The sequence below is a fragment of the Planctomycetota bacterium genome, assembly GCA_026387035.1.
Lineage (GTDB): Bacteria > Planctomycetota > Phycisphaerae > FEN-1346 > FEN-1346 > JAPLMM01.
Window position 1 is genome coordinate 1 of the sequence record JAPLMM010000171.1, and the last position, 11326, is coordinate 11326.

At 65.7% G+C, this 11326-nt stretch carries 12 protein-coding genes; 8 read left to right on the plus strand and 4 right to left on the minus strand.

Going from position 1 to position 11326, the window contains the following annotated elements:
* The coding region (ispE, locus tag NTX40_05925; GenBank protein ID MCX5648620.1) for a 4-(cytidine 5'-diphospho)-2-C-methyl-D-erythritol kinase at positions 1–741 on the minus strand (741 nt) is incomplete at its 3' end.
* Positions 742–899: 158 nt separating this feature from the next.
* On the minus strand, positions 900–1451 hold the full coding sequence (locus tag NTX40_05930) for an isoprenylcysteine carboxylmethyltransferase family protein (GenBank protein MCX5648621.1): 552 nt from the start codon (positions 1449–1451) through the stop codon (positions 900–902).
* Between the two features lie 231 nt (positions 1452–1682).
* Here NTX40_05930 and NTX40_05935 point away from each other — a divergent pair, with 231 nt between their 5' ends.
* Together NTX40_05935 and amrA are read left to right on the plus strand one after the other, a co-directional pair.
* Complete coding sequence (locus tag NTX40_05935) at positions 1683–2318, plus strand: hypothetical protein (protein ID MCX5648622.1); 636 nt, start codon at positions 1683–1685, stop codon at positions 2316–2318.
* Between the two features lie 137 nt (positions 2319–2455).
* Positions 2456–3007: an AmmeMemoRadiSam system protein A gene (amrA, locus tag NTX40_05940; protein ID MCX5648623.1), complete on the plus strand. Its 552-nt coding sequence runs from the start codon at positions 2456–2458 to the stop codon at positions 3005–3007.
* 50 nt (positions 3008–3057) lie between these two features.
* On the opposite strand, the gene NTX40_05945 is transcribed toward amrA, so the two are convergent.
* Together NTX40_05945 and NTX40_05950 are read right to left on the minus strand one after the other, a co-directional pair.
* The gene (locus NTX40_05945) at positions 3058–4083 is read right to left on the minus strand and encodes a DUF4325 domain-containing protein (protein ID MCX5648624.1); all 1026 of its coding nucleotides are present in this window, start codon (positions 4081–4083) and stop codon (positions 3058–3060) included.
* Positions 4084–4205: 122 nt separating this feature from the next.
* Positions 4206–5585, minus strand: coding sequence for a bifunctional folylpolyglutamate synthase/dihydrofolate synthase (locus NTX40_05950; protein ID MCX5648625.1), 1380 nt, complete (start codon positions 5583–5585; stop codon positions 4206–4208).
* Positions 5586–6274: 689 nt separating this feature from the next.
* Here NTX40_05950 and NTX40_05955 point away from each other — a divergent pair.
* From NTX40_05955 to NTX40_05980, 6 genes are all read left to right on the plus strand, one after another.
* Positions 6275–7282, plus strand: a complete 1008-nt coding sequence (locus NTX40_05955; protein MCX5648626.1) for a hypothetical protein — start codon at positions 6275–6277, stop codon at positions 7280–7282.
* The gene (aroB, locus tag NTX40_05960; GenBank protein ID MCX5648627.1) at positions 7203–8246 is read left to right on the plus strand and encodes a 3-dehydroquinate synthase; all 1044 of its coding nucleotides are present in this window, start codon (positions 7203–7205) and stop codon (positions 8244–8246) included. Before NTX40_05955 ends, aroB begins: the two co-directional genes overlap by 80 nt.
* A gap of 78 nt (positions 8247–8324) precedes the next feature.
* Positions 8325–9446: a DNA-processing protein DprA gene (gene dprA, locus NTX40_05965; protein ID MCX5648628.1), complete on the plus strand. Its 1122-nt coding sequence runs from the start codon at positions 8325–8327 to the stop codon at positions 9444–9446.
* A 349-nt stretch (positions 9447–9795) separates the two neighbouring features.
* Complete coding sequence (locus tag NTX40_05970) at positions 9796–9930, plus strand: hypothetical protein (GenBank protein ID MCX5648629.1); 135 nt, start codon at positions 9796–9798, stop codon at positions 9928–9930.
* Positions 9931–10042: 112 nt separating this feature from the next.
* Positions 10043–10762, plus strand: coding sequence for a pyridoxine 5'-phosphate synthase (locus NTX40_05975; protein MCX5648630.1), 720 nt, complete (start codon positions 10043–10045; stop codon positions 10760–10762).
* Between the two features lie 74 nt (positions 10763–10836).
* Positions 10837–11190 carry a hypothetical protein gene (locus tag NTX40_05980; protein ID MCX5648631.1) on the plus strand — a complete coding sequence of 118 codons (354 nt, stop codon included), beginning with the start codon at positions 10837–10839 and terminating at the stop codon, positions 11188–11190.
* Positions 11191–11326: the final 136 nt, after the last annotated feature.

Here is an 11326-nt window from a genome sequence, read left to right on the forward strand (position 1 = left end):
TAATCGGACGCGCCGGGCCGCCCCCTCGAGGTCATTCACGAGCAAAGCCGCCGCCCCCGACGCCGGACCTTCCAGGGCCTCGAGAATGGCGGTCGCCTCCGGCCGGCCGTTCACGCTTTCCGCCAGGCGGTCCAGCGCCGCATACACGTCGACCGTCGCCAGGCCATAGTCCGGCCAGGCGAGCGCAAGCCACCACGGCGACCGCGCCCGCACCGCCTCCAGCTGTTCCCCGCGCCCGCGCAGGATCGCCACGGGCGAGCCGAAGAAGAACGGCACGTCGCTTCCGATGCTCGCCCCCAGGCGCGCCAGGTCCTCGCGCGCGAGATTTAGACCCCACAGCGCGCTCAGGGCGACGAGCGTCGCGGCCGCGTCCGCCGACCCGCCGCCGAACCCCCGGCCGGGCGGAATCCGTTTCTCCAGGCGCACCCGCGCGCCCGCGCGCGTCCCGCTCTCGGTCCGCAGCAACCGGGCGGCGCGGAGCACCAGATTGTCCTCGCCGGCGGAAACGGGGATTCCTTCGCACGCGAGATGAAGGTCGTCCGACGCGCGAAACTCCAGCACGTCGAACAGCGTGACGGCCGCCACGACGCTTTCCAGGTCGTGATACCCGTCGGGCCGGCGGCCGAGAACCCGCAGCGTCAGGTTCACCTTGGCCGGGGCCTGGACCGTCAGTCCGGCGTCCAATGGTGCCGTCTCGAGCATGATGACCGCCCCTGCCGGCTCGTAGAGATGCGAAGCCAACGGCCTCGTCTCCTGTCCGGCGCGGTGCCTCTGCCTACATGATAAACCGGCCGGGGTGGGAAAGTCAACGCGGCTCTCGGGTTTGACCTTGCCTTTGGACCGGCGAACACCCCGAGCGCCCGGGCAGGATGGGAGGGGGAGACGGATCGCGAATGCCGTCAGACCACCAGTTCCTTGAGCGCAGGAAGGATGAGGAACAACAGGCAGTGGACTTCAACCCAAAGGGCACCCTGAAGCCAACGACCGGCCTGGGCGCCGTCGCCGGCCCGCGTGTCCCGCAGGCCGAACCACCGGGGAACCGTCTGCATGTAACACCGGTAGCGCTCGCCGAAGTTGGCCGACAGGCGACTCTCCTCGTAACGAACGACTACCGAGTAAACGAGCGCGCACCAAATCACCGTAGGAACCATCAGCCAAGGGACCTCCATCAACCATACCAACGCCGCGATCATCGCCGTGTTCGCCAGGTAAATCGGATTGCGGCTATAGCGGTACGGCCCAGTCACGGTGAGGACCTTGTGACCACTCAGACGATAGTGCAGATGGCACTGGGCCCATATCCGAACCGCCATCGCCGCCAGAAACAACGCTCCGCCGATCGCCCAAGTCGTTGTGTCATTCTCAAGTTCGCCGTAGGAACACAAGAAAGCGACGACGACGGGTAGCGCCGCCAACCACCCCCGCAACTTAAACACGGCCTTTGTCGGCATGACAATCCGACCTTCACCATCTCCCCCTGAGGAAGAACGCACTATTATGCTATAGTCTGCCGGCGGGCCTGTCAACCGTCCTCGGCCGGCCCGGCGGGCTGACCGACACCGGAGGACAGGGGCCCTTTTGCCTTGCTCCGGCCAGGCGCGGACTCTAGACTCAGGTGGCGCCAAGGGGCGTGAACGCCCTTGCCGCGCGGCACCAACAACCCCGTGCGAAGGAAACACCTCTTGGACAGCCCGAATAAAAACCGGACTCCCGAAACGGGCGTCACGGACGAGATCATCCGGGAGGAGGTCCAGGCGCACTGGACAGCCCGGATGATGCGGCCCGTGCGGCGGCTCTACGAGTGGGTCCTCCACTGGGCCGAGACGCGCCACGCCGGCAAGGCCATGGCCCTGCTGGCCTACACGGAGGCGATCTTCTTCCCCGTCCCCGCCGACGTCCTCTTGATTGCCCTGTGCATGGGCCGCCCCAAGAGCAGTTTCCGCTGGGCGGCCGTCTGCACCTTCTGGAGCGTCGTGGGCGGCGCCACCGCCATGCTCCTCGGCCTGGCCGTCGGCCAGCAACGCGTCGTCGAGATCATGGGGTGGCTCGGTCAGGGGGACAGCGCCCAGCAGGCGCTGGACCTGCTGCGCCAATACGGGTTCTGGACGGTGGCCGTTGCCGCCCTTACTCCCGTGCCGTACAACGTCTGTTCGTGGCTCGCGGGCTTCTCGGGAGTCCACCCGGTGACCTACCTCATTGCCTCCGTCCTTTTTCGGCCGATGCGGTTGTGCTCGCGGTGGTGTTCGCACTGCGGTACCTTCGGCACTAGGCTCTGTCTGATAAATCGCGCGGTGGCCTTCCCAGCCTGCCCGCCGTAGCCCGAAGGGCGAAGGTGCGGGCCACCGCGCATGGCACGGAAGGCGGTGGCGGCCTAGGAAGTTTACCCGCCGGGGCGGGGCCGCCACCCGAGAACATTCTGGATTTATCAGACAGAGCCTAGGATCGGGGAAATGCCATGATGAGCGAACGCGAACGGAAAACGCTTCTGGACCTCGCGCGACGGGCGCTGACGGCCCTTCTGAACGGCCAACCCGTGCCGCGCGCCGCCACCGAGAGCCCCGCGCTCCAGGCGCCCGGCGGCGCGTTCGTCACGCTGAAGAACCACGGGCGCCTCCGCGGCTGCATCGGCACCTTCGAGAGCCCGAAGCCCCTCTTGGAGACCGTCCAGCAGATGGCCGCCGCCGCCTGCCGCGATCCGCGATTCCTCTCCAACCCCATCAGCGCGGGGGAACTGGCGGACATCGACATCGAAATCTCCGTTCTGTCGCCCATCGAAAAAACCCGCGACCCCTTGAAGGAAATCGAACTGGGTCGCCACGGCATCTCGATCGACGGCCCGTATGGGTCCGGCTGTTTCCTGCCCCAGGTGGCCACCGAGACGGGATGGTCGAAGGAAGAGTTCCTGTCGCAGTGCGCCTCGATGAAGGCGGGACTTCCGCCCGATGCGTGGAAATGGCCAGACGTGACCGTCTATCGCTTCGAGGCCGAAGTCTTCGGCGAAAGATAAAATCGGGGCCGTGGACTTGCGGCTGGGCGCCACTGCGGTGCTGGCGAATCCTAAGAGCCCGTTGCTCTCTGAATCATTCGGGCAACTTCCGGACTCTCGTTAACCGGGATGAGACGAACCTCCGGATGCTCATTTTGAAAGACCCTGAAGATCTCGTCGGCGAAAGCCTGGCCAATGCTGTTGATTCCATCAAAGTCGAGCACCACTTCTTCAAAACGGTCGAAGCGAGCCAACAACCGTTTCGCCTGCGATCGTGAAACCAGGCTCTCCTTGCCTATTCGCAACAGACGCACTGCCACGTGCGTTCGGGTAAAAGCAAAGTCGTTCGCCTCCGAGGCGTAACGATCATATACATCTTTCATGGTTCGTGCGGAAGCACGGTCTATTCTCATCACGACGAAGGTTCCTTCGTCTTCCGACTCAAGGGCCTCAACAAGCCAATCGTCGCGCATATCCTTGTGGGAGAAAAACAAATGGCGCGACAGAATGCGGAACTCATCAAACACGCGACTTGTGAAGAAAACGCCCTCGCCTGTGTGGCGCGAGGGGTCGGTTGTGATTTTCCCCTTCGCCAATTCCAGAATGGCCTCTCGTTCGTCGCTCAGGCCTAACCCTTCCTTGATCTTGCGGAAGATTCCTATTCCGTCATCGCGCACGGTGATTTGTATATCGGCTGCGGTGATCCTCAGGCTCACTTTAGCCACACTTCCCCCGGAGTGATCTTTCGCGTTGTTCAGAATCTCTGTAAGGCCGTATTCGCAAATCTCCAAGACGTTTTGTGACATATCGGCCAGCGCAACGGAAAAGCAATTTTTCCAGACCCGGTGCTCTTCAACGTGCGGACCAAGAGGAACGGTATGTTCTTTTTCGACGATTGCGACTAAGCCGTAAGTTCGGGCGCGCGTTCGCCCGCTGGCGACAACTAGCCCTTCCTTCACCAGATTTCGCAGGTGCCAGTTGGCCGCCTGGCGGGTTATTCCGAAGTGCTTGGCTGCCAGACTAGTGGGCGACCGCTGGCCATCGGCCACAGCCCGCACCAAGAACTCCCTGATCTTGCTTGTCTTTCCCTTTTGCATGAGCCGTTTCCTGCCAAGCGCTCACCGAACTATTGTCAAACAACTGCCTGGGAATTGTAAAACAAAAAGACTTGTTTGTCAACTGTTTTCGGCAAAATTGGAAAAACAATCCAGCAGAATTGTCAAAGTACGAGTGGCGGCTTGTGTAAACCCTTTGGCGACAATTGGTTATGTCTGGAACCGGCCTTCTTCGCTTCTCCAACGAGGTACAGCGACCCGCAGACGACTACTAGGCCGCCGCGGGCCACCCTTTTTCGGGCCGCCTCCAGCGCCGAGGCCGTGTCCGGGGCCGTCTCGGCTCCGCGCCCGCCGCGCTCCTGAAACCGCGCTGCCAGGTCCGCCGGGTCCGCCGCCCGCGGATTCTCGGTCCGCGTGAAGACGACCGGCGCCCCGCCCCCCGTCTCGGCGAGGACCGCCAGCATCCCCTCGATGTCCTTGTCAGCGGCGGAGGCGAAAACGAAGACCAGGGGCCGCCCGGGAAAGTGCTGCGCGAGGCCTTCCATCAGCCGCTCCATGCTCGCGCGGTTGTGCGCTCCGTCGAGGAGCATGTCCGGCCGGCCGGGAACGAGTTCCATCCGCCCGGGCCAGCGAACGGCGAGAAGGGCCGCGCGGACGCGCTCGGGCGTGAGGCGTTCGGCCAGCGAGGGCGCGTGCTCTGCGGCCGCGATCGCCGTCGCCGCGTTCACCGCCTGGTGTTCCCCCAGGAGCGGGAGGAAAAGGTCGTCGTAGGCGGCGTGCGGCGTGCGGACCGCGAGGCGGATGCCGGTCCCTTGGACCGGCGCCCACGTGTAGGTCACATCCCGCCCGACGGTGAGGAGCGGGGCGCCGGCTCGCTGGGCGGCGCGTTCGATGACGGCCATCGCCTCCGGCCGCTGGGGCTGCGAGACCACCGGGACGCCCGGCTTGATGATGCCGGCCTTCTCGGCGGCGATTTTCTCGAGCGTCCCGCCCAACTGGTGCGTGTGGTCGATGCTGACGGAGGTGAGAACGCTCACGTCCGGCCGAAGGACGTTCGTCGCGTCGAGCCGGCCTCCCAGGCCGACCTCGACGATCGCCAGGTCCACGGCTTCGTCGGCGAAATGGCGAAAGGCGAGCGCGGTGAAGATCTCGAAGAAGGTCGGCGCGTCGCCGGCCGCGCGCATCCGGTCGACGTGAGGCTGCGCGTCGGCGACGAGCGCGCGAAGGGCCTCGGCCGGGATGTCGTCGCGGCCAACGCGGATCCGTTCGCGGATGTCCACGAGATGCGGCGAGGTGTAGAGCCCCGTCTTGAGGCCGCACTCCAGCGCCAGCGTGTGCAGGATCGCCGCCGTTGAGCCTTTGCCTTTCGTCCCCGCGACTTGAACGCTTCGGAAACGCCGCTCGGGCGAACCCAGCGCCCCGAGAAGCGCTTCCATCCGGTCCAGGCTGAACGTGTCCGCGTTGTAGCGGACGCGCTGCATCTTCTCATAATCCGTGGCCGTGAAAAGATACCGAAGCGCGGACTCGTAGGTGTCCAGACTCACAACGCTCCTCCACGGAAGACCCTCTTGGAGACACCCTTATCTTACCGGGACGGCTGGCGGCAGCGCTGGCAAAAAAATTTGTCCCCCCCTTGTCCGGCCGCCCGGTGCAGGCGAATAATGGGGTGGCCGGAGGGAACAAAGCCCGGTTGCGGGGGCAGTGGCAGAGACGGCCTTCGGCAGTCCCGCGAGGGGTTGGGGACTCTGAAGAGGGGCGGTTCAACCCCGGCGCGCGTCCTCGGCGAAAGCCGAGGACGCGTCTTTTTCGACCCGGCGGTTTTCGTCCGCAACGAAACGGCCCCGCGCACGTTCCTATTGGCGGCTGTTTCAATTCCCTCTCCCCTGGTGGGAGAGGGGTAGGGTGAGGGGGGAAGAAACGACGAATAATAAATATCCAACTCCCAACCGCAGAAGGAGGAAGGGAACTCTCCTTCGCCCCGAACGGACGGGGCTACGGAGGGCAGGCGGCAACGGCGCCCGGTGCGGAGCCCCGGCGCGCCGGGGCCGTTTTTCACTTGGTCATTCTGCGGTTGAGTGTTCCTTGTTGGATATTCGTCTCTCTCACCCTCACCCCGTCCCTCTCCCGTCAAGGGAGAGGGGGTTATGAAACAGCGCCTTGGCGGGAGATAGGCCGATGGGGATTCCTTTTGACCGGCCTGCGGCACCCACTTAGAATTGCGAGAGGAGGCCACATGAACCCGAAAGAAACCGCACGAGTCGCCTTGGGCGGCATCGCCGTCGCGGTGCTCGGCATCGTTCTCGGCTGGGCGATCGCGTCGGCCCCGACCGCGCGGGCGGAAGCCCCGGCCGAGACGCCGCCGGCCGAAAGGGCTGAAGCCCCGGCACCTCCTGAAGAGAAACCGGCCGGCGAGGAGGCCACGCCGAAAAAACTCACGCCCGAGGAAATCCGGGAACTCCCGATCCTCAAACGATTCGAGATCCCGGCCGACGTCCCGATCGAGAAGATCGACACGATCCTCGGCGACGTCAAGGACGAGACGTTCGGCTACGACGAGCCGGCGTTCTACACCCTCGTCTCGGTCGTCAGCAAACTGCCGGCGGACCTCATGAAACCCGACGAGGAAACGGTCCCCTACTCGCAACTCCTGAGCACGCCGTCGAGTTTCCGCGGCAAGCCCGTGACGCTGCGCGGCGTGTACATGACGGTCGCCCCGTGGCGCGTGCCCGTCGTCGCCATCGCCAAGGACATCCCGCGCCTGTTCACATGCACGATCCGCGAGAGACCGATGGAACAGGAGCGCCCCGTCGCCACGGTGGTCGTCCTCGAGGACCCGATGCCCGACTTCAAGGCGTTCGACGCGGTCCGCGTCAAAGGGTACTTCTACAAGGTCCGCAAGTACGAGGGCTCCAAGGGCGTGGGCTACGCGCCGATGCTGGTCGCGCAGCGGCTCGAGCCGGACGTCGGCGGCGCGAGCCCGTTCGAGGGCCCGTCGCCCGGCAGCCTGATGTTTTCTCTGGGCTCCTACGCGTCGCTCGCTTTCATGGGCGGCGGCCTCATCGTTCTGTTCATCGTCTTCTTCTACTTGAAGCGAATGGGGAGAAGCGCCACCGATGCCAACCGTAAACGTCTGCCTCACCGGATCCGCCTACGCCGTCCGGATCAGCCCGGGCCTCTTGAAGACCGTGGGCCGGGAGGCGAAGGCGGCGGCCAGGGGCCCCAAGGCGGCCCTGGTCACTGACGCCAACGTCGCCGGCCTCTACCTGGAGCCGGCCCTCGAGAGCCTCCGCGCCGCGCGGCTCGAGGCCACGAGCACCGTCGTCCCCCCGGGCGAAGGCTCCAAGGCGCTCGCCCGGGCGGGCGAACTCTACGATCGGATGCTCCGCGCGGGCCTCGACCGCGGGTCGGTCGTCGTCGCGCTCGGCGGCGGGGTCGTGACGGACCTCGCGGGCTTCGTCGCCGCCACCTACATGCGCGGCATCGCGTGGGTCGCCGTCCCCACCACGCTCCTCGGGCAGGTGGATGCGAGCGTCGGCGGCAAGACGGCCGTCGATCATCCCGAGTGCAAGAATCTCATCGGCGCGTTTCACCAGCCCTCGGCCGTCCTCTGCGACGTCGCCACCCTCGCCACGTTGCCGGAAGAGGAACTCCGCAACGGTCTCGCCGAGACGGTCAAACACGCCATGATCCGCGACGCCCGTCTCTTCGAGGAACTCGGACGCCGCGCCGAAACCCTCCTCGCGCGCGACCCGGAGGTCCTCGAGACGGTCGTCGCGTGCAACGTCCGCATCAAAGCCGACATCGTCGCGGCCGACGAACGCGAGAGCGACCTTCGCCGGATCCTGAACTACGGCCACACGATCGGCCACGCGCTCGAGACGCTGCTCGGATTGACGCACGGCCGGGCGGTCGCCCTCGGTATGATGGCCGAGGCGCGGATGGCCGAACGGCGAGGGCTCGTCGGCCGCGCCGTCGTCGAACGCCAGAAGGCGCTCCTCGCGAGGTTCGGCCTCCCGGTCAGCCTGCCGACGGGCGCCGACGCCGAGCGGTGCCTGGCGATCATGCGGCACGACAAGAAGGGCGAGGCCGGCCGGCTGCGATTCATCCTGCCGGAGGCGATCGGCTCCGTCCGCGTCGTCGAGGACGTCACGGACGACGAAATCCGTGCCGCCCTGTGGTTTTGCTCTGTTGAAAACATCCGTTGATACTCCCTCTCCCTCAATGGGAGAGGGAGAGAAGAAGCGTGTTTCCAACAGAGCAAAGTGGTTTCTAGGGGGCAATCCGTGGACGAGCAGGAACGGCTGAGCGCGCTCAGGCTCCATTTGGCGACGGGCATCGGCCCGCGTCTTTTTTCGGCCCTGGTGGAACGGTTCGGTTCCGCCGAGGCCGCCGCCGAGGCATCGGCCGGCGAACTCGCCCAGACGCCCGGCATCGGGGAGGAGTCGGCCCAAAAGATCCGCGAGTCCCTCGACCTCGCCGAGCCCGAAGCGGAACTCGAGCGGGCCCGCGCCGCCGGCGTCCAACTCGTCTTCCGCGGCGAGGCCGCGTATCCCATCGCGCTCACGTACCTCACAGACGCCCCGCCCGCCCTTTACGTCAAAGGCAATCTTGTGGCGGAGGACGCCCAGGCGGTCGGCGTCGTCGGCATGCGCAAGTGCAGCCTCTACGGCCAGGACCAGGCGGAGCGGATCGCGGGGGGCCTCGCGCGGGTCGGGTTCACCATCGTCTCGGGCCTGGCGCGGGGGATCGACTCGGTCGCCCATCGCGGCGCCCTCGCCGCCGGAGGCCGGACGATCGCGGTGCTCGGCAACGGTCTGGCGACGGTCTATCCGCCGGAGAACCGTCGGCTGGCCGACGCCGTCGCCGCCCAAGGGGCCCTCGTGAGTGAGTTTCCGATGGAGACCGCGCCGCAGGCGGAGAACTTTCCCCGGCGAAATCGGATCCTGGCGGGGCTCGGCCTGGGCGTCGTCGTCGTCGAGGCGGGCGTCCGCAGCGGCTCGCTCATCACGGCGCGTCTGGCGGCGGAACTCGGCAAGGAAGTCTTCGCCGTCCCCAACCGGGTGGACGCGCCGGGAGCGGCGGGCGTCCATGCCCTCATCCGCGACGGGGCCAAACTCGTCGAATCCGTCGCCGACATCCTCGACGAGTTCCCCGACTTGGAGGTCGGGCCCGCGGCCGGCGAGGACGCGCCGCGGCAAGCGGGCCTCACACTCAAGGCCAACCTGTCGGCCGAGGAAGCGCGACTGATGGAGGTGCTGAACGGGGACCCCGCGCCCCTGGAAACGCTGGCGGCCCGTGCGGGGCTCAACGCCCCACAGGCCGCCGGCGCCATAACGCTCCTGGAACTCAAGGGCCTGGCGCGCGCGCTGCCGGGAGGCCGCTTCCTGCGGCGACACCCGCGCTAAAAGCCTGTATCATAAACCCCCTCTCCCTTGACGGGAGAGGGGCAGGGGTGAGGGTGAGTGCCGCACAACAACCTAAATTTCCCCTCACCCTACCCTCTCCCACAAGCGGAACGTCCCGCCGGGGGGGAGAGGGAGAACAAAGGCATGTTTTCAACCGAGCAAAACAGCCTCTAAAGGCGTTGACAAGCCGGTGCGCCAAGGGTAAAAGAGAAGGCGGTCTGAAGGATCATCACCGGTCAAGTCGTTGGTCAAGGAGGAGCAGCCGTGGGCAAGCCCCGACGCCGGCGAAAAGTCGGCAGCAAAATCCGGCACATGCGCTGGAAACAGCGCCATAAACGCTGACGGATCGTTGAGACGCGTCGCCGAACCCGAGAGCGAACTGCGGGCCGCCATCGACGCCTACAAATTGGAGCGAGGCCTGCCGCGGATTTCGGTCTCCGAACTGCTCGGCGTCATGGAGACCCTGGGCTATCGCCAGGCCTAGACGCCGCCGGGCTTTGCCCCGGCGTAGTCCCGGCGACTTTCACGGCGACTTGTCCCGGCGTAGTCCGCAGGACGAAGCCGGAAGCCGGGCCGCCTCCCGAGGAAATCGCACCATGCCGCACTTGGGCGTTAACATCGACCACGTGGCGACGCTCCGCCAGGCGCGGCGAGGCGCCGAGCCCGACCCCGTCTGGGCCGCGGCCGAGGCCGAACTCGGCGGCGCCCGGTGCATCACCCTGCACCTGAGGGAAGACCGCCGACACATCCAGGACCGCGACCTCAGGCTCCTCCGGGAAACCGTCCAGGTCAAACTGAACCTCGAAATGGCCGTCACGGAGGAGATGATCGGCATCGCGTGCGACGTCCGGCCCGACCAGGCGACGCTCGTCCCCGAGGGGCGCGAGGAGATTACGACGGAAGGCGGCCTTCCGGTCATCGGCGACGAGAAGCGCGTCGCCGACGCCGTCCGCCGACTCCAGGAAGCCGGCATCGTGGTGAGCCTGTTCGTGGACCCTGAGGCGGCTCACGTCGAGGCGTATGCGGCGACGGGGGCCGAGGCCGTCGAGTTCCACACAGGCGAGTACGCGAACGCCCCGGCGGGCGCCGAGCGTGACCGGCAGTTGGCGCACGTCTCGGAGTCGGCGCGCCTCGCCCAGGAAGCGGGCCTTGTCGTCCACGCCGGCCACGGCCTGAATTACGTCAACGTCGCACCCATTGCCGACATTCCCGGCATGACGGAACTGAACATCGGCCACAGCATCATCAGCCGCGCGGTCTTCGTGGGCATGCGCAAGGCGGTCCGCGAGATGGTGCGGCTGATCGAGAAGCCGTAGGTGTCACCGCATGTAGGGTGGGTGCTGTGCACCCACCGTGGCTATTGGCAAAACTTCGGATTAACGGGGCAGCCGTGAACAGCTTCAAAAATCTTCCCCCTGATGAACTCCGAGTCTTCCTGCATCTCTATGCACGTTGGGACCAGTACTGGGGCGGAGTTGAGACCTCCACGCTGGCAAGCCGCCTTGGCATGGACGAGAAAAATCTCAAGCCCTTGCTCGAGGCACTTTCCGCGGCCGGTCATATTGAATTCAGGTATGACACGGTAGCCCTCAAGGAGTCCGTCCACAACGAACTCAAGAAAGCAGTGCAGGCACACGCCATGTCGAACCTCCAACAAGGAACTCTGACATTGGGCATGCCCGCCAGTGCGGCACTGGTGCGTCTTAACAAGCAGGGGCATTCGGACCCTAATCGAGAAAGTTGAGCAGTCTGGTTCAAGTGCCCAGTACGCCGTCGCCATTCTCACGCCTGATGATTTGGGATGTTCAGCGGCCGAACTACGTGCCTGCACGACCGCGCAAGATAAGGTAGATAAATTAAAGCCTCGGCCAAGACAGAAC